30 protein-coding genes are annotated in these 24,036 nt (G+C 38.1%); 1 reads left to right on the top strand and 29 read right to left on the bottom strand.

Annotation, left to right across the window (positions count from 1 at the left end):
- Nucleotides 1-47: 47 nt before the first annotated feature.
- The 20 genes from prfB to NST93_RS00985 form a co-directional block, all read right to left on the bottom strand.
- A protein-coding gene (prfB, locus tag NST93_RS01080; protein ID WP_405100375.1) for a peptide chain release factor 2 occupies nucleotides 48-1,149 on the bottom strand; the annotation gives its coding sequence in 2 pieces (ribosomal slippage) (nucleotides 48-1,076 and nucleotides 1,078-1,149; 1,101 coding nt in all).
- A gap of 97 nt (nucleotides 1,150-1,246) precedes the next feature.
- Nucleotides 1,247-3,763 (bottom strand): preprotein translocase subunit SecA, encoded by a 2,517-nt coding sequence (gene secA / locus NST93_RS01075; RefSeq protein WP_405100373.1) that lies wholly within the window; start codon nucleotides 3,761-3,763, stop codon nucleotides 1,247-1,249.
- 248 nt (nucleotides 3,764-4,011) lie between these two features.
- Nucleotides 4,012-4,569 carry a ribosome hibernation-promoting factor, HPF/YfiA family gene (hpf, locus tag NST93_RS01070; protein WP_405100371.1) on the bottom strand — a complete coding sequence of 186 codons (558 nt, stop codon included), beginning with the start codon at nucleotides 4,567-4,569 and terminating at the stop codon, nucleotides 4,012-4,014.
- 267 nt (nucleotides 4,570-4,836) lie between these two features.
- Complete coding sequence (locus tag NST93_RS01065; protein WP_405100369.1) at nucleotides 4,837-5,193, bottom strand: flagellar protein FliT; 357 nt, start codon at nucleotides 5,191-5,193, stop codon at nucleotides 4,837-4,839.
- A complete protein-coding gene (gene fliS, locus NST93_RS01060) occupies nucleotides 5,190-5,591 on the bottom strand; it encodes a flagellar export chaperone FliS (RefSeq protein ID WP_405100367.1) in 402 nt (133 codons plus the stop codon). Before fliS ends, NST93_RS01065 begins: the two co-directional genes overlap by 4 nt.
- Before the next feature lie 23 nt (nucleotides 5,592-5,614).
- Nucleotides 5,615-7,135, bottom strand: a complete 1,521-nt coding sequence (fliD, locus tag NST93_RS01055) for a flagellar filament capping protein FliD (protein WP_405100365.1) — start codon at nucleotides 7,133-7,135, stop codon at nucleotides 5,615-5,617.
- Nucleotides 7,136-7,165: 30 nt separating this feature from the next.
- Nucleotides 7,166-7,567 (bottom strand): flagellar protein FlaG, encoded by a 402-nt coding sequence (gene flaG, locus NST93_RS01050; protein ID WP_405100363.1) that lies wholly within the window; start codon nucleotides 7,565-7,567, stop codon nucleotides 7,166-7,168.
- 57 nt (nucleotides 7,568-7,624) lie between these two features.
- A complete protein-coding gene (gene csrA, locus NST93_RS01045) occupies nucleotides 7,625-7,855 on the bottom strand; it encodes a carbon storage regulator CsrA (protein ID WP_405100361.1) in 231 nt (76 codons plus the stop codon).
- Nucleotides 7,855-8,295, bottom strand: a complete 441-nt coding sequence (gene fliW, locus NST93_RS01040) for a flagellar assembly protein FliW (protein WP_405100359.1) — start codon at nucleotides 8,293-8,295, stop codon at nucleotides 7,855-7,857. Before fliW ends, csrA begins: the two co-directional genes overlap by 1 nt.
- 24 nt (nucleotides 8,296-8,319) lie before the next feature.
- Nucleotides 8,320-8,883, bottom strand: coding sequence for a DUF6470 family protein (locus NST93_RS01035; protein WP_405100357.1), 564 nt, complete (start codon nucleotides 8,881-8,883; stop codon nucleotides 8,320-8,322).
- Nucleotides 8,884-8,966: 83 nt separating this feature from the next.
- On the bottom strand, nucleotides 8,967-9,869 hold the full coding sequence (flgL, locus tag NST93_RS01030) for a flagellar hook-associated protein FlgL (RefSeq protein ID WP_405100355.1): 903 nt from the start codon (nucleotides 9,867-9,869) through the stop codon (nucleotides 8,967-8,969).
- A gap of 10 nt (nucleotides 9,870-9,879) precedes the next feature.
- A complete protein-coding gene (flgK, locus tag NST93_RS01025) occupies nucleotides 9,880-11,361 on the bottom strand; it encodes a flagellar hook-associated protein FlgK (protein ID WP_405100353.1) in 1,482 nt (493 codons plus the stop codon).
- A 67-nt stretch (nucleotides 11,362-11,428) separates the two neighbouring features.
- The gene (locus NST93_RS01020; protein ID WP_405103717.1) at nucleotides 11,429-11,911 is read right to left on the bottom strand and encodes a flagellar protein FlgN; all 483 of its coding nucleotides are present in this window, start codon (nucleotides 11,909-11,911) and stop codon (nucleotides 11,429-11,431) included.
- Between the two features lie 27 nt (nucleotides 11,912-11,938).
- On the bottom strand, nucleotides 11,939-12,199 hold the full coding sequence (flgM, locus tag NST93_RS01015) for a flagellar biosynthesis anti-sigma factor FlgM (RefSeq protein ID WP_405100351.1): 261 nt from the start codon (nucleotides 12,197-12,199) through the stop codon (nucleotides 11,939-11,941).
- A 103-nt stretch (nucleotides 12,200-12,302) separates the two neighbouring features.
- Nucleotides 12,303-12,716, bottom strand: coding sequence for a TIGR03826 family flagellar region protein (locus tag NST93_RS01010; protein WP_405100349.1), 414 nt, complete (start codon nucleotides 12,714-12,716; stop codon nucleotides 12,303-12,305).
- Nucleotides 12,717-12,741: 25 nt separating this feature from the next.
- The gene (locus tag NST93_RS01005) at nucleotides 12,742-13,422 is read right to left on the bottom strand and encodes a ComF family protein (RefSeq protein ID WP_405100348.1); all 681 of its coding nucleotides are present in this window, start codon (nucleotides 13,420-13,422) and stop codon (nucleotides 12,742-12,744) included.
- Between the two features lies 1 nt (nucleotide 13,423).
- Nucleotides 13,424-14,557 (bottom strand): DEAD/DEAH box helicase, encoded by a 1,134-nt coding sequence (locus tag NST93_RS01000; protein WP_405100346.1) that lies wholly within the window; start codon nucleotides 14,555-14,557, stop codon nucleotides 13,424-13,426.
- 403 nt (nucleotides 14,558-14,960) lie between these two features.
- Entirely contained in the window at nucleotides 14,961-15,803 is an 843-nt protein-coding gene (locus NST93_RS00995) for a DegV family protein (protein WP_405100344.1), read from the bottom strand.
- Nucleotides 15,804-16,095: 292 nt separating this feature from the next.
- The gene (locus NST93_RS00990; RefSeq protein WP_405100342.1) at nucleotides 16,096-16,788 is read right to left on the bottom strand and encodes a response regulator; all 693 of its coding nucleotides are present in this window, start codon (nucleotides 16,786-16,788) and stop codon (nucleotides 16,096-16,098) included.
- 94 nt (nucleotides 16,789-16,882) lie between these two features.
- On the bottom strand, nucleotides 16,883-18,022 hold the full coding sequence (locus tag NST93_RS00985) for a sensor histidine kinase (RefSeq protein WP_405100340.1): 1,140 nt from the start codon (nucleotides 18,020-18,022) through the stop codon (nucleotides 16,883-16,885).
- 209 nt (nucleotides 18,023-18,231) lie between these two features.
- Between NST93_RS00985 and NST93_RS00980 the strand changes: the two genes are divergently transcribed.
- On the top strand, nucleotides 18,232-18,879 hold the full coding sequence (locus tag NST93_RS00980) for a YigZ family protein (RefSeq protein ID WP_405100338.1): 648 nt from the start codon (nucleotides 18,232-18,234) through the stop codon (nucleotides 18,877-18,879).
- 63 nt (nucleotides 18,880-18,942) lie between these two features.
- Here NST93_RS00980 and NST93_RS00975 read toward each other — a convergent pair whose 3' ends face one another.
- From NST93_RS00975 to NST93_RS00935, 9 genes are all read right to left on the bottom strand, one after another.
- On the bottom strand, nucleotides 18,943-19,092 hold the full coding sequence (locus NST93_RS00975; RefSeq protein ID WP_405100336.1) for a hypothetical protein: 150 nt from the start codon (nucleotides 19,090-19,092) through the stop codon (nucleotides 18,943-18,945).
- 244 nt (nucleotides 19,093-19,336) lie between these two features.
- The gene (locus NST93_RS00970; RefSeq protein ID WP_405100334.1) at nucleotides 19,337-19,837 is read right to left on the bottom strand and encodes a VanZ family protein; all 501 of its coding nucleotides are present in this window, start codon (nucleotides 19,835-19,837) and stop codon (nucleotides 19,337-19,339) included.
- A gap of 60 nt (nucleotides 19,838-19,897) precedes the next feature.
- A complete protein-coding gene (locus NST93_RS00965) occupies nucleotides 19,898-20,935 on the bottom strand; it encodes an anti sigma factor C-terminal domain-containing protein (protein WP_405100332.1) in 1,038 nt (345 codons plus the stop codon).
- The gene (locus tag NST93_RS00960) at nucleotides 20,928-21,449 is read right to left on the bottom strand and encodes an RNA polymerase sigma factor (RefSeq protein ID WP_405100331.1); all 522 of its coding nucleotides are present in this window, start codon (nucleotides 21,447-21,449) and stop codon (nucleotides 20,928-20,930) included. The genes NST93_RS00965 and NST93_RS00960 overlap by 8 nt, the downstream gene beginning before the upstream one ends.
- Before the next feature lie 114 nt (nucleotides 21,450-21,563).
- Complete coding sequence (locus tag NST93_RS00955) at nucleotides 21,564-21,893, bottom strand: helix-turn-helix domain-containing protein (protein WP_405100329.1); 330 nt, start codon at nucleotides 21,891-21,893, stop codon at nucleotides 21,564-21,566.
- Nucleotides 21,894-21,965: 72 nt separating this feature from the next.
- Entirely contained in the window at nucleotides 21,966-22,094 is a 129-nt protein-coding gene (locus NST93_RS00950) for a hypothetical protein (protein WP_405100327.1), read from the bottom strand.
- A 208-nt stretch (nucleotides 22,095-22,302) separates the two neighbouring features.
- Nucleotides 22,303-22,959, bottom strand: a complete 657-nt coding sequence (locus NST93_RS00945; protein ID WP_405100325.1) for an LPXTG cell wall anchor domain-containing protein — start codon at nucleotides 22,957-22,959, stop codon at nucleotides 22,303-22,305.
- Nucleotides 22,960-22,986: 27 nt separating this feature from the next.
- Complete coding sequence (sipW, locus tag NST93_RS00940) at nucleotides 22,987-23,565, bottom strand: signal peptidase I SipW (protein WP_405100323.1); 579 nt, start codon at nucleotides 23,563-23,565, stop codon at nucleotides 22,987-22,989.
- A complete protein-coding gene (locus NST93_RS00935; protein ID WP_405100321.1) occupies nucleotides 23,543-24,031 on the bottom strand; it encodes a hypothetical protein in 489 nt (162 codons plus the stop codon). The genes sipW and NST93_RS00935 overlap by 23 nt, the downstream gene beginning before the upstream one ends.
- Nucleotides 24,032-24,036 lie beyond the last annotated feature (5 nt).

Below are 24,036 nucleotides of genomic sequence, written 5' to 3'. Positions count from 1 at the left end.
TTCTGATGATTTATGTCATATTTATGAATTAGTTAATTTTTACCTTTTTAGTTGATTTGTGAGCGTAAATACGCATCGATGAATTGGTCAATTTCCCCATCCATTACAGCTTGTGTATTTCCTACATCAATGTTTGTACGGTGATCCTTGACCATAGAATAAGGGTGGAAGACATAAGAACGAATTTGGCTTCCCCAGCCGATTTCTTTTTGCTCACCGCGTATGCTTGCTAGCTCTTCTTTTTGTTTTTCTATTTCAAGCTGATAAAGCTTTGACTTTAACATTTTCATTGCAGCTTCACGGTTCTTAATTTGTGAACGCTGATTTTGACAAGTAACGATAATATTTGTTGGCAGATGCGTTAACCGTACGGCAGAGTCTGTCTTGTTTACATGCTGACCACCGGCACCGCTCGCACGATACGTATCTATTTTAATATCTTCTGCACGTATTTCAATATCTACGTCATCATTCATTTCTGGTGTAACATCACAGGAAACAAATGATGTATGTCGTCTGCCGGATGAATCAAATGGAGATATTCGCACAAGGCGGTGAACCCCTTTTTCTGATTTTAAATAGCCGTAAGCATTATGCCCTTTAATTAACAGGGTGACACTTTTAACTCCTGCTTCATCTCCCGGCAGATAATCAAGTGTTTCAACCGAATATCCCTTATTCTCAGCCCAGCGCTGATATAAACGCAGGAGCATGCTTGCAAAGTCCTGTGACTCTGTTCCACCAGCACCAGGATGCAGCTCGATAATTGCATCGTTCGCATCATATGGTTCGCTTAATAGAAGTTCAAGTTCAAAATCATTAATTTTCTTCATAAATACTTGCAGTTGTTCATTCAATTCATCGAAAAGTTCTTGGTCTGCTTCTTCTTTTACCAGCTCATAGGAAACCTCTAGATTCTCCAGATTCTCCTCAATAGCTTCGAATGATTCTACATATTTTTTAAGAGCATTTGACTCATCAATCACTTTTTGAGCAGCTCCTTGATCATCCCAAAAGCTCGGGTTTGCCATTTGCTCTTCAAGTTCATGAATACGTGCACGTTTTGTCTCTAAGTCAAAGAGACCCCCTAAAAGCTTCAACACGTGAAGAGATTGTGTCTAATTCATTTCTAATTTCTACTAATTCCATTGTAATTCACCTCATATAAATTTTAATCAATAAGGAACAGAACACTCGCTTGATAGAGAGAGTGTTCTGTTTCAGCTGTCAATGTCAATATTCGTTCTTATTGGTTACCATGACAGTTTTTATATTTTTTACCACTGCCGCATGGACACGGATCATTACGTCCTACATTATTTTGCTTGACAATTGGTTTGCGCACTTTTTTCTTTCCATCCTGCCCGCCGTGACCAGCAGAAGTATTTTGAACTACTTCTTGACGCTGAAGGTTTTCACGGATTTGAGCTTTCATAATATACCTTGCAACTTCATCCTCAATGGATTGCACCATTTCTTCAAACATTTGGAAACCTTCCATTTGATATTCACGTAAAGGATCATTTTGTCCATATGCACGGAGATGTATTCCTTGACGCAACTGTTCCATTTGGTCGATATGGTCCATCCACTTCGAATCAACAGCACGCAGCAGAATAACCTTCTCAAATTCTTTAAATTGATCTGGCTCAAGCTCTTCCCGCTTCGCGTTATAAACCTCGCGCACTTTCTCCATGATAAGGTTTTTCATTTCTTCCGGCTCTTTATCTTTCAGGTCCTGAACAGATATGGCATCTGTATCAAGTAAGTTGCCGTGGACATGCTCAATAATTGCAGCCAGATTCCAGTTATCCTCATCATCTTCCTGGGTATGGGTCTGAATGACCCTATCGATTGATGAGCTTATCATATTCTCAATGATTTCAGTTAATCCGTCATCGGAATCAATAACTTCAAAACGCTGCTTATAAATAATTTCACGTTGCTCACGCAGCACATCATCATAAGAAAGGATTGTTTTACGCGCATCAAAGTTATTTCCTTCTACTCGTTTCTGTGCAGATTCTACTGCCTTAGAAACCATTTTGCTTTCAATTGGCTGATCTTCTTCCATACCAAGACGATCCATCATTGCTCTTAGATTATCTGATCCGAAGCGACGCATCAGCTCATCTTCCATCGATAAATAGAACTGTGTGATTCCTGGGTCTCCTTGACGTCCAGAACGTCCTCGAAGCTGGTTATCGATACGACGTGACTCATGACGCTCTGTGCCAATAACTGCAAGACCGCCTATATCTAACACACCTTCACCAAGCTTGATATCTGTACCACGGCCAGCCATATTCGTTGCGATTGTAACAGATCCCTTTTGGCCTGCTCCTTCAATAATATCTGCTTCACGGAAATGGTTCTTTGCATTCAATACTTCGTGACGCACTCCCGCTTTTTTCAGCATTTTTGAGATTAATTCTGAAGTCTCTACAGCTACCGTACCAACAAGAACTGGTTGTCCCAGTTTATTGCGTTCTTTAATATCTTCGACAACTGCGCGAAATTTCGCTTCCATTGTTTTGAAGATTAAGTCTGAACGGTCATCACGGATAATTGGTTTATTCGTAGGTATAACGATAACATCCATATTATAAATATTGCGGAATTCTTCTTCTTCTGTTTTCGCTGTACCAGTCATCCCAGATAATTTATTATACATACGGAAGTAGTTTTGGAATGTAATCGAAGCAAGTGTCATACTTTCATTTTGAATTTGCAGTCCTTCTTTTGCTTCGATTGCCTGATGAAGCCCATCACTATAACGACGTCCTTTCATCTTACGTCCAGTAAACTGGTCGATAATAACGACCTGGCCTTCTTCTACCATATAATCATCATCTCGATGCATGGATACCTGTGCTTTTAGAGCTTGGTTAATATGATGTGTTATCGAGACATTGCCTAAATCAAAAAGGTTCTCTATATTAAAATAGCTTTCTGCTTTATTTATACCTTCTTCAGTCAGCTGCACACCTTTTGTTTTCTCATCATACGTATAGTCGGTTTCTTTATTTAATGTTGTTACAAAGCTGTTTGCCTGTGTATAAAGGGAAGCAGACTTTTTAGCAGAGCCTGAAATAATTAACGGTGTTCTCGCTTCATCAATTAAAATGGAGTCGACCTCATCAATAATCGCAAAATTTAGCGGGCGCTGTACCATTTGGTTTTTATAAAGCACCATATTATCACGTAAATAATCAAAACCAAATTCATTATTTGTTCCATACGTTATATCACTTTGGTATGCCTCTCTTTTTTGTTCCTTTGACATACTGTTTGTATTTAAACCAACAGTCATGCCAAGAAAAGCAAAAAGCTCTCCCATTTCACGGGCATCACGATCTGCCAGGTATTCGTTCACAGTAATTACATGAACACCTTTACCATCCAATGCATTCAAATAAGCTGGCATAGTAGAGGCAAGTGTTTTACCTTCACCTGTTTTCATCTCAGCGATATTTCCTTCATGCAGTGCAACTGCACCCATCAGCTGTGATTTAAAGGGACGCATATTCAGTATACGTCTTGACGCTTCTCTTACTGTTGCATATGCTTCAACAAGCAAATCATCCAATGATTCACCTTGTTCAATTCTCTTTTTAAATTCTTCTGTTTTACCACTTAACTCACTGTCTGACAGCTTTTCAAATTGCGGTTCAATTGCTTCTATTTCATCAACTTGCTTTTGAATTCGTTTTACTTGCTTTTGGTTGCCATCACCAAAAATCTTTGTCAAAAATCCTGCCATATATTATACGCTCCTCGAGTAATATCAATACATCTAATCTCTTTAATAATAACACTATCTAATAATAGATGACAACTAGATGATGTTTTGTTTAAGAAATACAATACTAAACATTATTTTCTTTAGAATATGTATGTTTTCTACTGGACCCAGAAGGAAAAAACGTTCCATTTTAATCTTTTTATACTTTTTTAAATTTAAAAGAGCGATTCTCATTAAGAATCGCCCTCCTTTATATTACTTTATTATTAGATATTTGGTTCAATTAGTCCGTATTTGCCATCATTTCGGCGATATACAACATTCGTTTCTCCAGAAGCATCATTTGTAAATACAAAGAATGAATGCCCCAGCATGTCCATTTGCAGAATTGCTTCCTCAGAATCCATCGGCTTCAAGTTGAAGCGTTTTGTACGAACGATTTCAAAGTCATTTGAATCCTCTTCAATTTGCTCGATTGCTGCTTCTTTTTCCATTTCTGCAAACACATGCTTTGCAGCTCCGTTTTGGCGGGATTTACGATTTACTTTTGTTTTATACTTCCGGATTTGCCGTTCTAATTTATCAACAACTAAATCAATTGCCGCGTATAGATCCACATGCTCAACTTCTCCCCTTAATAAAAGGTTCGTCATAGGGATTGTTACCTCAATACGCTGCTCATCATTATAGACACTTAAATTTACATGAACATCTGATGTTGGAGTAGTATCAAAATAGCGCTCAAGTTTGCTGATTTTCTTTTCTACGTATTCCTTGATTGCTCCGGTCACCTCAAGATTTTCTCCACGAATGTTAAATTTCATAAAAGTGTCCTCCTTTATTCTTTATATATATAGTATACTATGTTTCCCGCCTATTTACCTCTCTAAACTTTCGGTTTCTTTACAACAGAATGGCAACTCAGCGCCAAATGCTTGGTAAATCAACGTTCGCTCCGTTCACAAAAATCTAACATTATTTACACTCTATTAATATTCCCTTAAAAGTATGTCGATTTTTGCAGAATGCGAGATGCAGTTAAATGAACTAAATAAAAGCAGTACAAGCTATTCTGCTCGTACTGCTTGATATTAATTTTTACTGTCTAAAAACGTTCCATCTGATACATGGACATTTTTATAAGGATTCGTATAAAATTCCTTCGTTTTCTTTTGCTTTTGAACCTGGCGCATTTCCAGCTTCAAATCGGTAAAGAGCTGTTGCATTTTATCCTGAATTATTGTATTCAACGTATAAATTTTTTCACCAAGTACTTTCTCTTCATCACCGTATGGCGGTTTTAGCTGTTCCATCCATTTCCCGCGTGTCTCGATTAATTCATTTAGCCTGGTGATTGTTTCTTCACGATTTTTTGAAGTAATATCCTGATCGAGTAATTCTTTTAACTCAACTGTTATTTCATAGACTTTTTCTAATGTCTTCATCATACACTTGCGCCTTGTGCGAACTGCTGTTTACGATGTTTCATAAGAATTTGTTTCCACGTATCTCTAAACTCTGTTACAAGTTCAAGTACTTCTACTAACTTTTGTTTATCATTCTCAATATTCGCTGCAGTAAGCTGTGTCAGCATATACTCATAAAGCGGCTGAAATTGCTTGGAAATTTCCACCTTTGGATCCAGTGTAATTAAAAGCTCACGAATAATATTTTGCGCCTTTTGGATATTTGTATTTTTTCCTTCAAAATTATTGGCTTCAACGTCTTTCATCGCTTGCTTGATAAACTTCATGCAGCCATTGTACAGCATTAATGTAAGCTCGCCGCCTGAAGCTGTATTTACAGAGTTATTCTGATAAGTTTGATAAGCTTTATTTGCTGACATTAACCTTGTTCACTCCTTTATTGTTACATCATGTTTCCGCCGAAGCTCATTAACATCGATGACTGGTTATTCATCATAGAGATAGCCTGCTCCATTGCATTGAACTGTCTCCAGTAACGGTCTTCTACTTGTTCCAATCGATCTTCAAAAGCTTTAATGCGATTATCAAAATCTTTCAGCTGGCGTCCCATTGTATACATTTCGTTCGTGAAAGAGCCTTTTCCTGCTCGTTCTTCAATTCTGCCTATTGTCGTTTCCAGTGAATCCTCTAATCGGTTTAACAGGCCTCGTCCACTGCCTTCGCCGCTGTTAATCATCAGATTTTGTACACTTTCCGGATCATTTTCTAGAGCAGTTCGTAATTTACCTTCATCAATTTCCAGCTTTCCGCCGTCCATGTAATCTTTCGTTGTTGAAATACCAATTTCAGTTAAGAGCTTGAATGCCCCATCATTTTCAACTCCAGAATACCAAGTTGAGCGCATATCTGTCAGCGCACTGGAGATAAGCGATTCCCCTTTTAAAAGACCGCTTTTCGCTTTCTCTTCCCATAACTCAATTTGCTTCTCGCTCATTTCTTCTTTTTGTGTTTCTGTTAAAGGCGGAAAATCACGGTACCTTTCTTCATTTTGTGAACCACTTAATGTCTCAACTAATTCATTGTATTTGTTAACGAAGTTTGTAATATTTTCAACAGCTTTATCTACATCATTTGTTACACTTAAGGTTGCGCTGATTAGCTTTCCATCTTCATCTTCACCTGTCACATCATTAAAGGTAAATGTCATGCCGTTTAATTTATATTTATTATCCTTGGATGTTAACTCAACTGAATCATTATAGGTGAACTTTGCGTCTGTTCCACCTTTTTCACCTTGATGTGTCATTCCAAACAATTCAGTGAAAAAGGAGCTTTCCCCATCTTTGAAGCCGATTTCTACACCATCAAACCCGCCATCAATATTGTAATCTCCTGAACGCTTTGTTTCCATTACAAATTGACCGGAGGCTTCGTCATAAAATGCACGGATATTTTTGTCCGCAGCATTAATTTTTTTTACAATGGAGTCCATTGTATCTCCTGCCTCGATTTCAAAACTGCGCTCTTGCATACCTGCAGGGATACCGTTTACTTCATCTGCTTCACCATACGTATAAAAACTGACTTTCCCTTGATTATTTGCAATCCAAGTATCAATCTCAGATTTCTCCGCTTCTCCAACATTAATCGCATTCGATGCAAGCTGTGTTACCGCAATTTTATATGCACCGTTTCCAGCTGCAGAAGATCCTGTTGCCGTTACTGCTCCTGGCATGGTAGATGTTACTGTTTTTGGATTGATTACGTTGCTGTTCAAACGCATATCTGTGATTAAACGTTCCAGCTCTGAGATTTGCTTATTAACGTCACGGAATGCGTCACGCTGCCATTCCATTTTAGTTTTATTCTGTTCTAGCTTATCAAGTGGAATTCTTTCAGCAGCCATCAATTCTTTGATAATATTCTCTGTATCGATTCCACTTGCTAATCCGCCTATACGCATTTTTGCACTTCCTTTTTAATTCATATTTACTTAGATTTTTTTATCAACAAGAATCCCCATGAACTCTGCCATTGCAGCGTACATATCAAGTAACTTCTTTGGTGGTATTTCTTTAATTATTTCACTTGTTTCTGAATCAACAACCGTTACATAATATTTCTCCAGCTTATCATGCAGTTCAAACTTCAAGTTACGACGTCCTGATTCAAGGAAACTATTCAGCTTGTCTACTGTATCTGCAAGACGCTCCTTTGAAAGCATTCCATCTGCATCTTTTCTCTTTGTTATTGTTTGTTCGATTTGTCTCGTATCCCCTAGGGTCATGGCGGACCTGTCCAAGACTGCTTGCGTGTTTAACTTGTAATCAGTATTCAGCATAATCGGTGATCCGTTTATTTTATCAATTGTCATGCCATCCATTCCCTTCCCCATTTTTTCTCTACTTTATTTATCGGCCAAAAACCTGTGATGTGAAGATTTTCGCTCTATTTACTTCTCTTTATTGGATTCATTCATTAAATTTAGTAATTCAAGCGAGATATTCGCTGCAGCGTTATTCTGCTCTTTAATATCTACATACAACTCTTTACGATAAATATCTACAGACTTCGGTGCTTCGATGCCAATTTTAATCTGATCGCCTTCAATACCGAGTATTTTAATTTCTATATCCTCGCCGATTTGAATTGATTCATTTTTCTTCCTTGTAAGTACAAGCATTATTTGGCCCCCTTCTCTGCGGGCGCAATTGCCGCTCTAGATGAATAGGGGCTGTCATTTAAGATATACTGCTTACCCAACAGTGAGCTGGTGTTAATGATTATTGGCGCTCTTAAATTAATTGTGCTTTCAGAAAATGGGTTTTTCAATGTTACAATATTATAGACCGCAACATCTTCTTGTTTTTTAATCTCAAGAAGTTCTATTAAATCATCGTTCAGATTCAGTGTATAATCTTGATAAAATAAATATGGGCTCGTTATAACAAATGCAAGAGCACTCGTCTTTACAGACTGTAAAAGCTGAAAAGCCGTATTATCCGGCAAATCTAAAATAATAAATTCTGTTTCATCTTGGAAACCCGGAAGTCCTTTAGGAAAGTGTATTATTTTCTCTGCTTGCACTTCAATCTCCCCAAGGTATTTTGTTTGCAGCTTCATTTATTAATCTTCCTTTCTAGCACATTATTTTGGCTGATTTTCATATGTTATTTTCAAATAATTTCTTTGTAATAAGCTTGTTTGGACATCACCAGGATGATAGGTAAATTGTGGAGCATAAATTTCCGCATCAATTTTTGGTTTATTTGTTGTTACATCAATATGTAATTCGGACGGCTGATAATTCGTTTTTACAGCGAAGTGTGAAGGGATGAATTTAATTCCTAATTCCTTCGGCGGTGGTGAGGACATTCTTTTAGCTTGTGCAGCAATTGGATTTCCGCCATTTTCTATTTTCATTAATTCATTTCCCTCTCGTGCTGTTCTCGCTAATCCTGCCTGGAGTGCCTGCAATGCTTCACTGGCAAATCGATCATTTCGTCTTGAAATTGAAAGCAAATCCATATCTTCCCATGCCTGTGTTTGATCAATTGACAGCTTGGAAGGAGTAGTCTGCATTCTTACTTCAGGCTTCGGCTGCTGAATCATTACCTGTGGCTGCTCTTGTTTTATCTCTAGTCTTGCATCTGTCTGGTTGATTTGTATCTTTGCAAATTGTGATTCCATGCGAAGCTGTGGGAGCTGCATCCATATCACTCCTATCTTTCAATATCCATTCTTTGAAAAAAGAAAGCCCCCGAACCCTCGAGAGGGCCAAGGGCTTAAACAATTTATCTCAGAAAATCAAGCAGTGTCGGCTGGATTATCTGTGAGCCACTGGATAGTGCGGCACGATGAAGACTCTGCTGTGTAATTAAGTTTGTAATTGCTTCTGCATAGTTTACATCTTCATTTTTGGATAGTGTTGAAGAAGCAATAACTTCCTGCTGCTCTAAACGATTTTCCACAAGTTCCAATCGATTCATTCTGGCACCAAGATCTGCTCGGGCATTGACAACATTATCAATGATCTTATCCAATTCTCCAATAGTCGCATCAATATCATTATCTTCATTATTATTCTCTAATTTATCAATAAACTTATCAATAACAGCGAATAAATCTTCATCAGTTCCCGGAGTGCCAAAAATAGTATTTCCATCAATATTTGCAGTCAGTTCAGTATTAGCTGAAACCTCAATATTTACTTTTCCTGTACCAAAAGAGAACTCGATTTGTCCGTCATTATCAGTATCAGCTATTGGCGGGTTATCCGTATCTGTTCCATTGAAAATATACTTTCCATTTACACTTGTATTTGCAACATCAATTAAATCTGCTTTAATTTGTTCAACTTCTTTAGCTATATTTTTACGTTCAGCTTCATCATAAGTTCCATTGCTAGCCTGTACAGCCAGATAGCGAATCCGCTGTAATCCGCTTGTGGCTTGCTCCAAGGCTGCATCCGAATTATCGAACCAGTTATGGAGTTCATTTGTATTTCGCTGATATTGGCCAACCTTTGATAATTCTGTTCGGTAACCCATACCATTCATTGCAGCTACAGGATCATCAGAAGGGCGATTAATTTTCTTACCTGTATTTAACTGGTTAAAATACTTATCCAATTCTGCATAACTCTTATTTAAATTATTTAACATATTATTCGAAATCATACTTTGTGTAACACGCATGAAAATCCACCTACCTTCCTACTAATCCTAAATTATTAATAATTCGATCCAGCAATTCGTCTGTTGCCGTCATACTGCGCGCAGCAGCATTATAAGCATGCTGAAACTTAATCATATTTGTCATTTCTTCATCAAGTGAAACGGAAGAGACGGCTTGTCGCTGGCTGGCTACCTGAGAAAGCAAAACTCCTGTATTTGCACTCATCCGATTTGCTTCTTGTACTCTAACTGCCAGGGAACCTATAACAGAACCATAATAATCCTTAACGGAAGTATTTGATGCACCTTCAAAGCTAAGCGGATCGTCGAAAACTCCTGCAAGTTTTAAAGCATTAGAGCCGTCACCTGCTGCTCCGTCTGTTCCATCACTAGCTGCAATAAGATTAGGATCATCAATAATTTCCTGGTTAACAGACATTACCCCATCATTCATAACAAAGAATTCTGAGATAGTGTCTTTTCCTTCAACTAAATCTATCCCACTAGCATGAACTTCATTAAATTCCTTCACAAATTGTTTGGCAATATCTGCTAAGGTATTTTGCATTTCAACAAAATCACCTTTGGTTACGCCATTTTCTTCATATCCATATGCCTCAATCAATGATTGTAATGTTCCCTGCTGCTGAGGTATTTCTATTGGTCCGCCATTGTTTCCAATGACTTGAATTTCTTGGATATGATTTTCATTGGAATCTAGTTCAACCGATATTTCATTGGCTCCATTTTCAGGATCTACAAGAGTTATCCCATTCGTCTTAATTGTTGCAAGTCCTTGCGTCAATTCATTCGCATAATCGCTAGATGGAGTATATTCCACATCAATATCCATTATTTCTGACAGTCTATCAATCAAAACATCCCGTTGATCATATAAATCATTTGTAACATAACCATTGACTTCCAGTTTTTTAATTTCTTCATTCAGACTGTCAACTTGTTTAAGTATCGTATTTGCACTTTGGACAGTGACGTCAATTTCACCCTTCAGATCGGAGCGGATTTTTGACAGTGAATTATTGTAATAATTAAATGTATCTGCAAGAGCAATACCGCGCTGTACAACAACAGAGCGCGCACCTGAATTAGTTGGATTTACCGCAAGATCCTGAAGTGCTCCCCACAAGTCATCCATTGATTTAGAAAGCCCTGTGTCATTTAATTCATTCATCAGGCTTTCCATTCTTCCCAAGGATTCAGCTCTTTTTTCCCAATAGCCTGCTAGACTGTTTTCTCCACGAAACTGCACATCTAGAAACTCATCGCGAATACGCTGAACAGATCCTGCTTTTACTCCTGTACCGATTTGTCCTGGTATTTCCGGACGGTTTCTTCCTGCTGCAGGAAAAGCACTATTGGCTTCAAAATTCACTCTCTGTCTCGTGTAGCCTTCCGTATTTGCATTCGCAATATTATGTCCAGTTGTATATAAAGCAGCTTGTTGGGTGAACAAAGCCTGCTTTGCCATTTCTAAACCATGAAATGTACTCATTTGCTGTTACTCCTCCAGTATAAAATATTCTCTGGTTTTACTCTCTTTTCATTCTGTGAGTAAAATACTATGCTTTCGAATCAAAGACAGATCGCCCTGGCGTCTCTATATCTGATTGATTTCCGTAATTCATATTTTTTAAGGTTGGGCTCAATAAATCTAGAGAAACTTGAACAAATTGCATGGATTGATTAATTAATGCCAGATTCAGATTCTCCTGCGCCTTTAAGCTTGTAATGACTTTTGTAAGGGCAATTGTTACTTGCTCTAAAGCATTTTTTTCCTGTTCGTTATCAAGCTGTTCAAGTATATTTGTCACAGATGCCTCTTCTGTGGCCAACTGCTGCTTACTATACCAAGACTCCACATGGGCTTGACGATCCTTCTCTGCCTGTTCTGCTTTCCGTACCAGCTTTCGTTCTTTTACAAGGAGTGCTTGCAGTTTTTCAACAGAACCTTCTTTTACAATCTCTGTTTTCTCTTCTGACGATTTGAGCAGTTCTTCATGTATTTTGACTAAATCCTCTAGTGATTGGATGATTTCTTTCATGGACAATAATGTCCTCCTTTTCAGGGTTTATTTCTTCCAAAAATCAATCATTTTCTGGGCGGTCTTTTCGATATCCACCTTATATTCCCCTGAGTCTACCGCCTGCTTAATTTGTTCAATATGTGCTGCTCTTTTTTCAGCAGGTTTCTCTTTTTCTTGAAGCTTCAATGCTTCTTTTGAAATTTGCAGCTCATCTGATTTACTCGCCGCTTTCTTTATATCTGCTTGTTTTTGTAAATGTTGTTTATAAGGATTGAAATTCACTTGGTTCGGCCCATTGATTTTCATGTTACTTTCTCCTTTCAATATACAAATTTATTTATCTCTATTTTTATTTTATAATTGTCTCTTCTTTTATTATCGGTATTTTTTCAGCTTTGTTAAGGAATTTTTACCTTTTATCTTTATTCATTGTAAAATAAATATTTACTTTTTCTTTTTGTTCATCTTTCACTTTTTCTTCTTCCTCTGCTTGAGCAAGATCCTGTTTGAGCTCTTCCGTGCAGTGTGAACAGATCTTTCCTTTCGCGATATCTCGGCCGCAGCGTTCACAGGGATAGGCAAGCATCGGAAAGTCTTTTGGCCTCAGTCTTTTTTCTTTTACAAATTTGATGATTAATTCTTCTTCTACTCCAGTAGCATCAACAATTTCGGGAATTGTTGCTTCCCGATTCTTTTGTTTCTTTAGATAATCATAAACGATTTGAAATGCTTTCTCTTCTTCTTTATAACAATTTTGACATGTATCACGCATCATCTTTACATATACTGCTCCGCAACGCGAACAGTTTGCTAATTCTGCCATGGTCTTCCCCTCTTTTTATCTGTTATTAACCCCGGATTAGTGTATATGAATATATCTCCTGACAGCCGTTTTCTTTTAGTAAGCTTGCGGCATGTCGCAAAGTCGCTCCTGTTGTATATATATCATCGACCAAAATTACCGGCTTCTTAATAGTTTCCTGTAAATAAAATGGATTCTTTGTCATAATTCTATCATACCGGGACTTTTTAGACTGCTTTTCGCCATGTTTTCTGGCAAGTAATAATTCAGGATCTACAGGCAGAAAACGGGAAAGAACTTCGGCTTGATTGAATCCTCTCTCTTCAAGTCTTTCTCTGCTTAAAGGAATAGGCAGAATAGCCGCTTCTTTCATAAGCGGCTTAAAATAGTCCTTGAAACCTTGATAGAAATAATCCTTAAAGATTTCACCCAGTATATAGTCACCACGATACTTCCATTTTGTTATAAGCTCTTGCATAAAAGAATTATACTGAAAAACAGATTGGTTTTTAATTAACGGATCTCCACCTGGCTGATTCTGCCACCATTCACAGTCTTCACAAAGCTCGGCTGCTGTTTCACGGCTGCACTTTTTGCATCTTGCCCCATCAAGCAGCTTAAGATGCATGCGGCAATCCTCACATATTCCTGTTGGTTTCGTTAACATCAGAAAACTGCTCCAGCTCAGCATAGGCTGCATCTCTTCCATACACCATAAACAATGCATCTTAAATAAAGCCTCCTCTTTTATTCATTTGTTTAATCATATAGATAGCTGATACCATTGCTTCCGTCTTTCCATCATGAAAAAAAATCACTTCTCCAATCGGGTCATCTGCACTTCTTCCAGCTCGGCCAGCAATTTGAACCAAGGCTGCTTCATCAAAAACAGCATGACCTGCATTAAAAATCGCAACATCAACAGACGGAAAGGTTACACCACGTTCAAGGATTGTCGTCGTAATGAGCACCTGCAGTTTTTTCTTTCGGAAGGCCAGAACCTTTTCCTCTCTCAATGGATCTTCAGAATGAACAGCATCCAGTTCATACTTATTAAGAATATATTTCTCTTGCAGCATTTGACTGGCTAAGTTTCCTTTCAATTTTTCAGCAAGCCGAATAGTCGGAACAAAAATGAGCAGTTGACGCTTGGGATTCTTTCGCTTTGAAAGCCAAGTAAGAAAAGTTTTTGGGGCTTGGGATTGTTTTAAATCCTTCATTAGGGAATATGTCATCCACATTTTAGGCACTGGTAATGGGTGACCATGGTAGCGGACAGGAACAAACACATGTGCAAGTTTCCTGCTTCGGATTTTCTCCTGCTGCTGTTTTCTGGGGGTGGCTGTAAGATAGATCGTTGTAGCTGCATGCTTTTTAGCACGATATGCAGCAAATTGTAAAGAGGAATCAGAGTGAAATGGAAAAGCATCAATTTCATCAATAATAATAACATCAAAAGCATTTTGAAAACGCAGCAGTTGATGGGTGGTAGCTAGGATGAGCTGTGTATCTGCCTGTTTGTCTTTACTGCCGCCATAAAGTGCCTGGATACCAATCGCTTCAAATGCCTTTTCCAATCTTGGCTTCAGCTCACGAACAACATCTGAACGAGGAGTTGCAATACAAATGCGCAGTCCAGCCTTTAGTGCAAATGTAATACCTGGAAAAAGCATTTCCGTTTTACCGGCACCAGCAACAGCCCAAATGAGTATTTCTTTTTCCTTTTCGAAGATCGCCCGTTTAATTTGAACAGCAGCAGCTTGCTGCGCTGCAGTAAGTTCTCCGCTCCAAGAACAAGGGTTATCATGCTTTGGCCAGATTGGATCTGGGCCTGTCCAAAAGTACAGTGCCTCACATTCCATGATTCTGCCCATCTCTATACATTTTCTGCAATAGAAATGCATTTTATTACATCGTTTACAAGGGATTTTTGCAAAAAGGAGGTGGTTTTCATTGTCACAGCGCATGCATTTGTTAAATAGGAGACTCTTCTTCATTGAGGGCTTTGTTTGAAGTAAGCGCTTTTCGAGCAGCAGGTTAATCATTGTGGAATCAAGAGGGATTTCTTGGCGAATCAAAAGCTTTCCTGCTAAGCTTTGTTCCAATTTTTCCTTTGTGACAGTCTCAGAAGTTTGTATTTGCAAGTGATTCACTTCCTTTCTATTTCAAGACTGAACATATTACTAAGTTTACATAGGGAGATTAAGATTGTAAATATAAAACACCTCACTTATCAGAAATTTCCGGGAAGTGAGGCGTCTTAATTTATTTTACATACCAGCCGACACCGATTGCACCTTCTCCAAGGTGTGTGCCGATTACTGGACCAAAATATGAAATTGTTGTTTCGATAGTTGGATATTTCTCATTAAATTCTGCTTCCAGCTCTTTTGCTGCTTGTTCATTGTTTCCATGAATAAAACAAACTTTCAGCTCTTTGGCTGCAATTGCATCTTCTTCCAACATCCCAATAATTCGATTAAGTGCCTTTTTACGGGTTCGAATTTTTTCAAATGGAACAATTTTTTTATCCGCGAAGTGCAGAATCGGTTTCACTTGGAGAAGACTGCCTACAATCGCCTGTGCATTGGATAAGCGCCCTCCACGCATTAAATTCGTTAAATCATCCACCATGAAATACGCCCGCATGGTTTGTTTCATTTCATTTAAACGAGCCATAATTTCCTCTGGAGTTTTGTTTTGCTTTGCCATTTCCACTGCTTCAATGATGTAAAATGCTTGGACATAGCAGCTTGATTCAGAATCAAAAGCATAGAGATCGATCCCATCTACCATTTCTCCTGCACTTACAACCGCATTATATGTACCGCTTATTCCACTTGAAAGATGAACAGATATTACAGCATCATAATCCTCAGCAAGTTGTTCTAACTTTTTTGTGACATAGCCGATAGAGGGCTGGGATGTTGTTGGGAGGCTTTTATACTCCCTCATTTTCTCATAAAATTCTCCTGCCGTTATGTCAATTTCTTCCTGATACGTTTCGTCACCAAACATAACGCTTAATGGAACCATATGAATATTCAGCTTCTCACGGAGCTTTACTGGTATATAAGACGTACTATCTGTCATTACCGCAATTTTCATTCGTTACCTTCTCCTTATACAGATTTTTAAAATGATATATCTCGTATGATTTCTCTTTTAAAATTCGAATGATAGGATGAAAACATAATTTTAACTGTGTTATATTTTACATGAAAAGTGAATAGAAAGCACTGTTTAACTGTTCTGTTTAAAGATGTTGATGTCTAAATACCTTTAATAAATTTCATTAAAATGTTTTTTCCGAGGGGGTCAGCCAACATTCTTTCATTCAAAGTTAAAAATCCTCCTTCACTAAGGGAAGGAGGATTTTATTAAAGTGTTCGCTTGAAAATTATAATACTTCTACCCAGCCGTTGCGAATTGCTGTAACTACAGCCTGTGTACGGTCATTTACATTCATTTTTTGTAAAATATTGCTTACATGGTTTTTAACTGTTTTTTCACTGATATACAACGTTTCTGCAACAGCACGGTTACTTTTTCCATCTGCGAGCAATTGGAGCACCTGGCATTCACGCTTTGTTAATAAATGGAGCGGTTTACGGTATTCTACACCTCTGTCACCTGTACCCGTTGAGTTTTCAGTTGCCAAACGGCGATATTCCTTAACAAGGTTATGGGTAATTTTCGGGTGGAGATAGGAACCACCGTCACTTACTACTCGAATCGCTTCAATCAATGAATCAGAATCCATTTCTTTTAAAAGATACCCTTGTGCACCTGTTTTAAGTGCATGTGTAACATAGCTTTCATCATCATGAATGGACAGGATGATTACCTTTGTATCTGGGAAATAGCGCACAAGATCTGCTGTTGCTTCAATCCCATTTATATCGGGCATATTAATATCCATCAAAACTACATCCGGATTATTTTCTTTTACAAGTTTTGCAGCAGCAGTACCATCATCACCTTCTGCAACTACATTAAAGGATGGTTCAAACTCAAGTATCCGTTTAACACCTTCTCGGAATAATTTATGATCATCGATTAGTACAACGTTAATTTCTTTTGTCTTATTCATTCTCTTCTTCCTCCCGGGGTCATCTTTATATAATTATACTAGCCTTAATAGTTACAAATTGCTAGGATTATTTCGCTAGAACTTTGACCTAAGTTCATTCTAGAGTATAGGGCATCTTTATTATAACAGTTGTCCCAGCATTTGGTTTTGACGTGATTTCCATCTCACCCTCAAGCATTTCAACTCGCTCCCGCATACCCATTAGACCAAAAGAGTCGGACTTCTTAATATTTATATCGAACCCTTTTCCATCATCTTTAACAACCATTACAATAAAATCTTGCTGGATTTGCAATTTTATTTGGATTCGCCTTGGGCTGGCGTGTTTTAATGCGTTTTGAACGGACTCCTGCATTAACCGAAATAGAGCAACCTCATACTTTTGCTGCAGGCGTTTTTCCTCCCCAATGACAACAAAGTCTATTTCAATCTGATGATAATCCGCTAGATTGGCAATGTACTTTCGGATTGTAGGAATCAGACCAAGGTCATCCAGAGCCATTGGCCGCAAGTCATAGATAATTCTCCTCACTTCATACAAGGAGGAGCGAATCATTTTTCTTACGCTGTGAATTTCAGTAACCGCCGCTTCAATGGAACGCTCTTGCATCGTTCGTTCAACGATTTCCGAGCGCAGAAGAATATTTGCCAGCATTTGTGCAGGCCCATCATGTATTTCGCGGGAAAGCTTTCTTCTCTCTTCTTCCTGTGCCTCGATGATTTTCAGACCAAATTCTTGTTTTTCCTTGGCTGTTTCAATCATCTCGTTTACTTGAAGGAAGTCAACTTGCAAGTAATTTTCAATAACGGAAATCTTACTGGCTAAGTCCCCGGCTCGCTCAATGGTCTTTGATAAACCAATTAATCTGCGTTCAAGATCATCTCTTTTTTTTCTGAGATATTGTTCCTGTTCTCTAAGTCTGACCATCTTTGTCTGCAATTCATTCGTTTTCTCGTATACTTTATGGATATCTCTTTCTGTATATTGATCAAAATTTCTGCTGACTTCAGCAAGCCTAAGGCGGGAACTCTGGAGATTCTTTTCCGTTCTGTCACCTTCATCTATGTATTGTAGCACAAGCTGTTTCGTATCATTCAATTCAATGTGAAGAGATTCATGCTCACGCCGTGCTTCTTCACTAATATCAAAAATTTCATTCTTACTATTCTTAACCACATTGACCATTTCATCAATAATTTGATCTAATGCTTTCTCTCCAGTTTGAATCGCCATCTTTAACACCAACCTATGTTATAATATACGTATACTATTTCAAAAATCATGGGGTCTATTCCCTATTTACAGGATTTTTTGCTCATTTCCATTAAAGTTCCCTGTAAACTAGTCCTGGATACCAGGATAAGATGACCCATTTTTTTATTTACAAGGAAGGTTGTCTCCGATTCGGCGGGAGACAATCAAGTTTTCTAAGGGGTGTTTTAATGCTACCACAATATTATACAGTAAAACAACAAGGGCATGATGAAATAATCATACAAAAATCTCGGTTCATTGGCTATGTGCGCCGTGTCGAGACAGAAGAAGAAGCACAAGCATTTATCCAGGAAATCAAGAAAAAACACCATGATGCAACACATAATTGTTCCTGTTATATGATAGGTGAAAATAACCAAATCCAAAAGGCCAATGATGATGGTGAGCCGAGTGGAACAGCTGGTGTACCAATGCTTGAAGTATTAAAAAAGCAAAATCTAAAAGATACCGCAGTTGTGGTAACCCGCTATTTTGGCGGAATCAAGCTTGGTGCAGGCGGATTGATTCGTGCATACGGAAATACTACTAGTCAAGCTATAAAAACGACTGGTATCGTAAAACGTCAGCTGATGCAAGGTTTTTCAATAACCGTGGATTACAGTCTCCTTGGCAAACTGGAAAACGTCCTGCGTAATTCGGATTATATTATTGAAACAATCAATTACTTGGAAAATGTCGAGTTTATTGTCTATGTCCAAGTTGGAGAGATAAACAATTTTGAAGAGTGGATCATCGACCTGACGAATGACCAAGCAACAATTGCTAAAACAGACGAAAAATATCAGGAAATTGAAGTCGAATCAACATCAGAATAAGTTTAAAAATAGAAAGCTGCATTTTGCCCTTTTAGAACAAAATGCAGCTTTCCTTTGTCATCCCTATTGATGTGTTGATTTAAGACTGTAATTATTTGTAAGTTCTGTAACTAATGTTCGAATCAGTTCTTCCGATGTCTGTATTTTTTCACTCTCAGTTGCATCAATTACTTTCTCAAGCATCTTCTTGTACTGCTCTTGCTCATGCATCATCTATTCCCGCCTTTTTATTTCCGCTTCTAATCTATCATCTTTTTTTCTATTATTTGTTTATTTTACGCGACAATATCAATTCCCCTTGCAATATCTGCTAAGGCATTTACTATATTAATAGCTATAGGACATTATACAACTTTTTTCGTGTTTTTTCACCCATTATTTTAATAACCTGTTTAATGTATGGTGTAAATGTGTGCTGTATCCATAAAAGATGAAATGAATCGGAAATATCCTTATTTCACTTTCCGTATTTTCTATTCATAAAATAGCGCATCCTGACTAAAATAAACAGAACTGCAAGCAGCGCACCAAAGCTATCAAGGAGTACATCACCAAAGTATGGTGTGCGATTGGGAGTAAACCCTTGATGAACTTCGTCAATAACAGCATATGCAGCAGTCAGCAAAAAGGAAAACAAGAGCTGCATTTTTAATGAAAGCTTCGTTGCTTTTCCTAAGGCTAACTTAAACAGGCATGCTAACAGAAAGAAAACAAAGACATGTGCACCTTTGCGAATAAAAAACTCAATTAAACCGTCTGCACCATGTGTTTCTACACTTACAGCCGATCCGTTATATGTAAAGTAAATCCAGCCTATATACGGCTCTAAAAATGAAAGATCAATATATTCTCCTAAAAACGGTTTAATATCCTGCTGGTGATACGGTGTGGATGAGGAGCGGAAAATCACTCCCATCCAGCCAATCGGCAGCAGCCAGTAAAGTAAATTTTTTTTCATATATATTCCTCTTACAACCTTTTTCAACTATTATACTTGTTTTTCAGAGAATATACAGAATTAATATGACTGCCAATTCCAAACCTCGATCTCTCCTAGATGGAATTGATGAAAACGCTCTTCTTCCACAAGTCTTTCAATCTCCCTGATTGGCCCTGTAACAACCGCACCAAAGACACGTATTGGATTTTCCTTAATATATTCCAGACGCTGCTCATCATATTCTGCTTCATAATAACCGCCATGGTCGACCAGCCATTGCAGATCTTTAGGAAATTGCTGTAGCGCTTCCTCTAACCCTCCTGCTCCGCTAAGTGAAGAATAAGAAACCGTCAGACGATTTTCCTCATCATATTCCACTGCTGGTCTCAATTTTAGTGCAGAAATATAAGTATTAATTTCATCAGCAGTATAGCCAATATCTTCAATTTTCGTTAGCTCCCCACCGTAAACAGGCATTTCTAACACATCAACATCATACGCTTCAAGCATTTCTTGTAACTCATCTGGTGCCATGCTCTCCCTTGTGGAAAATTGGAGTTGCGCAACATAGCCATCAGAAATTGCCTGTAACTGTTCTGTAACCCAGGCTTCATCCTGAATTTCTCCCTCTTCTTTACCAAGCAAATCTGGTGGAACAGCATAAACATCATAAATCGATTCATTGAGGTATTTATTATCAAATTTCATATCGAGTTTCAGCTTCCCAAATAAAGTTTTTCTTGCAGCTATATCACCGATAACGACCTCCCAATCTCCCACCTTTCTATAAAGTGTCATATCTGTTTTTTGTGTCAGAAGTGGTGTAATTACGGTATTGGTGTTCATAGGCAATGATTTGTCCACTGCAATTCCCGGATATCTGGTTTCAATAACTGTTGCAACCAATCGTTCAAAGGCTGCTTCCTTTCCAGAAAAGTTGTAAAACATCCCTACGGCTATCATGTAAAACGTATAGATGAGAAATACAGCCAGAAGCGTCCGGAGAACAGTAAAGGATATCGATAATCTTGTTCGCCAGACTAACTTTTTGGCAGTTTTTTTGTCCAAAGTCGCCTCTTCTTCCCATCCTGAAAGTACTTTCTTGTCATTACTCATCGACAGACTCACCCTTTCCCTTCTTCATTTCATACATGCGAAATTTTTCCCTGGCCCGGTGCAAAGTTGTTTTTACCTGAGAAGCGTTCAGGTTCAATGCAGTTTCAAGCTCTTTATACGATAAACCTTGTATTTCCCGCAAATATAAGATGGACCGCATTCTCTCTGGCAGCTGATGAAGAATTTCCTCTAATTCTTCTTGTCTCGACTTCCTTGCCAATTCTTCTTCCGGGACCCGGTATTTCACTTGTTGATATTGCGACTTCATATGCTCAAGCATTTTTTCCTCCGTCTTTGCTTTTCGCAACGAATCAATATAGAGATTCCTCGCCACTTTAAACAGCCATGCCCTTGCATTTGTTAGGTTTTTAAACCGTAACGACACCATTGCCCGGTAAAAAGTTTCCTGCAATAATTCTTCTGCCTGCTCCGGATTCCTCGTCATTTGCAGTAAATAACGATAGAGCGGAAGCTCGTATGTTTCAAACAGCGTCGTAAATATATGTTTTTTCAAGCTTCTCCCGCCCCCTATTTAATTAAACGAACGGAAAACAAAAATGTTACATTATGTATTAAAATTATTTAAACCAAATAAAAAACCATAGTATTATCACTACGGTTTAGCATTTCATGTATCTTGTTCTTTTCTCCATTTATTAAACTCAAGATATTCTTTAAATTGTTTTTTGGATACACCAGATTGCATTGCTTCCATAACGATTTCAAGCCATTCATTATCCAAGTCCTCAATATCAATCTCATCGCTGTCATAGAGTATGTCATTAACGGAAACTCCCAGAGCTTCACTGATTTTTTCGATAAATTGAATGGATGGGTTTGTTTGCTTATTCCGCTCGATGGAGCTTAAATAAGATTTAGCTACCCCCGCTTTTTCCGCTAATTCTGATATCGTTAATTCCTTTTCTGTTCGCAATATTTTTATTCTTTCACCAAGCAAACCCACTCACCTACTTTCATTGGAATTATATCATATAATAGGTGAGGCATCTATAATCAGATGACTGAAAATTTAAGTTTTCTTTTTTTCTTCTTCAAGAAAGAAACGCACCTCCTCCGCCTTTAAGCCTAGTCCCCTTGCTTTAATGATTAATAACACCCATTCGAAATCCAAAGTTACAATGCTCTCCGTTTTTTCCACATTGCCGCCCCCCGCTCGCATACAACCTATTGTTGGATGAAATGTTCCATATTCCATTCCTCAAAACACTCATCATATGCACCATCGGCACACTAAGTCTATTATACTATATATTTAATTGAATAATTTGACTTCTTTTGTAATTTCCAAAGAATTTTTCTGTAAGAAGGTAGCGAATTTCCTCGATTCGTTTCAAATTTGCTTATGTTTACGTTTTATTTACTTCTCTTTTTCTCCCGGACAATCGACTAACGATTCCGCCAAGTACAACAAGCGAAATTCCCATTATTAAATAAAGAACTGTATTCGTTGCTGTTGCAGGCAACTTCCCGCCAAGTCCGTTCGTTCCCTTTATTGGATTACTCAACTCAGTTATAACTCCAGCCACAGTCCCTGACTCATCAGCTGCCCTTGCAGTAAAATCAAGTATAAATTCTGCACGCAAACCCTGATACTCATTTCCAAGTTCCTCTGGAAATTTCAGCTCGAATTTCACCATCTCTTCTGTTTCTGCGATAAGCAGACGATCATTTATTCCCTTGTAATCTTTGAGTTTTCCATAAAATACGATTTCATCCATAAAGGTGATTTGCAGCAGCAACTCATTGTAAAGTGTAATATCTCCCTGGTTTTCAAGTTGCATGGTGTAAATTATATTGCGATCATGGTTGTTTTGAATTGTAAGTGTTCGATAAGCGGAATCTCCTGGCTTCATATTTTCCAATCTAAAAATCGCTTCATCCGGATAACGTTCAATGACTACTTCATCACTATCTGCGGAAGCTTGACACGGCAAAGAAACTAACAGAGATAACAAGAACGACCATAGTACAAGACCATATATGATATTCTTTCGTCTTTCCATAAGCACCTTCCTCAGAGTTCGCTGATTCTAATTCGTGTCAGCAGGTTTATTATTCTGATTAACATCCATTTTCCGGATAGCCATCATAATACTGAAAAAAGAATAACCAACCATCAGCAAACCAGGAAGGACAAAAAAGACCAGGCTGCCATTTGGCGATTGAGCAAAGCTTGCGATATAACCAAGATAAGGTATTGTGAATCCTTGGTAGCTTGCAACTACGTTTTCTGCTAGAACCGGCTCCCGATCCGGACCATTGTTATTATCACCTTGTGTTGTATAAAGCACCGTATCGGCTGTCTGCTTTACATCGATAATACGGTGTGTTACAAGCTTATCCTGTGTTTCCATAAACGTAATCACGTCATCTGCTTTCAAATTCTTTTTTTCATCTGAATCAAGCGTTTTAACCGCAATAAGTGATCCTGTCTGAATATACGGCTCCATCGATCCGGAAAGTACAGTTTTTATTTGATAACCGAAAATCTGTGGTTCCCCGCCTGCAAGCTTGGTTGATACTACAAGCCCAGCTACTCCAATTAGTAAAACAAGTAAAATCGTTGAAACAATCCGATTCATCCACTTAAGAACCATTTTCCCCTTCATCTTTCTTGTCCTCCCCCACGTTATCTTCCGCTGGTTTTACAGTTTTCGTTTTCTCTGCTTTATCCGACTCAACTGCTTCCTCTGCAGTCTCTTCATTTTTCGTATCAGCGGGGTCTTCAACAGTTTGTTCTTCCGTCACCGTATGTGCTGCTGGCACTTTCTCTTCAGATTCTGTTTGTGGTTCTTCTGTCTTTTCACTTTCTGTATCCACCGTTGAATCCGCTTTTTCCTGCGTATCAGGTATTTCCTCAGTGACTTTATTTGTCTCTTCCTTCTCTATATCTATAGTCTCCACATCAGCATGAATTCTGCTTTTTACTTCATATGTTTCCGTAAAAACGGCATCTGTTGTCTGATTTAAATACATCCCTGTAAACAGAAGCAAATACCAGATGATAACGAGTTTACTAATGAAGAAAAACATGCGATAAGGCGACCTGAATTTTCGTATGCGAGTACTTCTCACAGCAA

The sequence above is a fragment of the Oceanobacillus sp. FSL H7-0719 genome (assembly GCF_045040795.1).
GTDB lineage: Bacteria > Bacillota > Bacilli > Bacillales > Amphibacillaceae > Oceanobacillus.
Note: the sequence above shows the minus strand (reverse complement) of the source record. Positions and strands in the feature narration are given on the sequence as shown.

Coding starts and splice junctions, on each gene's coding strand:
- secA (WP_405100373.1), bottom strand. CDS start 3,763: ATGGCAGGATTTTTGACAAAGATTTTTGGTGATGGCAACCAAAAGCAA.
- hpf (WP_405100371.1), bottom strand. CDS start 4,569: ATGAAATTTAACATTCGTGGAGAAAATCTTGAGGTGACCGGAGCAATC.
- NST93_RS01065 (WP_405100369.1), bottom strand. CDS start 5,193: ATGATGAAGACATTAGAAAAAGTCTATGAAATAACAGTTGAGTTAAAA.
- fliS (WP_405100367.1), bottom strand. CDS start 5,591: ATGTCAGCAAATAAAGCTTATCAAACTTATCAGAATAACTCTGTAAAT.
- fliD (WP_405100365.1), bottom strand. CDS start 7,135: ATGCGTATAGGCGGATTAGCAAGTGGAATCGATACAGAGAATATTATC.
- flaG (WP_405100363.1), bottom strand. CDS start 7,567: ATGGGGAAGGGAATGGATGGCATGACAATTGATAAAATAAACGGATCA.
- csrA (WP_405100361.1), bottom strand. CDS start 7,855: ATGCTTGTACTTACAAGGAAGAAAAATGAATCAATTCAAATCGGCGAG.
- fliW (WP_405100359.1), bottom strand. CDS start 8,295: ATGAAGCTGCAAACAAAATACCTTGGGGAGATTGAAGTGCAAGCAGAG.
- NST93_RS01035 (WP_405100357.1), bottom strand. CDS start 8,883: ATGCAGCTCCCACAGCTTCGCATGGAATCACAATTTGCAAAGATACAA.
- flgL (WP_405100355.1), bottom strand. CDS start 9,869: ATGCGTGTTACACAAAGTATGATTTCGAATAATATGTTAAATAATTTA.
- flgK (WP_405100353.1), bottom strand. CDS start 11,361: ATGAGTACATTTCATGGTTTAGAAATGGCAAAGCAGGCTTTGTTCACC.
- NST93_RS01020 (WP_405103717.1), bottom strand. CDS start 11,911: ATGAAAGAAATCATCCAATCACTAGAGGATTTAGTCAAAATACATGAA.
- flgM (WP_405100351.1), bottom strand. CDS start 12,199: ATGAAAATCAATGGGCCGAACCAAGTGAATTTCAATCCTTATAAACAA.
- NST93_RS01010 (WP_405100349.1), bottom strand. CDS start 12,716: ATGGCAGAATTAGCAAACTGTTCGCGTTGCGGAGCAGTATATGTAAAG.
- NST93_RS01005 (WP_405100348.1), bottom strand. CDS start 13,422: ATGCATTGTTTATGGTGTATGGAAGAGATGCAGCCTATGCTGAGCTGG.
- NST93_RS01000 (WP_405100346.1), bottom strand. CDS start 14,557: ATGGAATGTGAGGCACTGTACTTTTGGACAGGCCCAGATCCAATCTGG.
- NST93_RS00995 (WP_405100344.1), bottom strand. CDS start 15,803: ATGAAAATTGCGGTAATGACAGATAGTACGTCTTATATACCAGTAAAG.
- NST93_RS00990 (WP_405100342.1), bottom strand. CDS start 16,788: ATGAATAAGACAAAAGAAATTAACGTTGTACTAATCGATGATCATAAA.
- NST93_RS00985 (WP_405100340.1), bottom strand. CDS start 18,022: ATGGCGATTCAAACTGGAGAGAAAGCATTAGATCAAATTATTGATGAA.
- NST93_RS00980 (WP_405100338.1), top strand. CDS start 18,232: ATGCTACCACAATATTATACAGTAAAACAACAAGGGCATGATGAAATA.
- NST93_RS00975 (WP_405100336.1), bottom strand. CDS start 19,092: ATGATGCATGAGCAAGAGCAGTACAAGAAGATGCTTGAGAAAGTAATT.
- NST93_RS00970 (WP_405100334.1), bottom strand. CDS start 19,837: ATGAAAAAAAATTTACTTTACTGGCTGCTGCCGATTGGCTGGATGGGA.
- NST93_RS00965 (WP_405100332.1), bottom strand. CDS start 20,935: ATGAGTAATGACAAGAAAGTACTTTCAGGATGGGAAGAAGAGGCGACT.
- NST93_RS00945 (WP_405100325.1), bottom strand. CDS start 22,959: ATGGAAAGACGAAAGAATATCATATATGGTCTTGTACTATGGTCGTTC.
- sipW (WP_405100323.1), bottom strand. CDS start 23,565: ATGAAGGGGAAAATGGTTCTTAAGTGGATGAATCGGATTGTTTCAACG.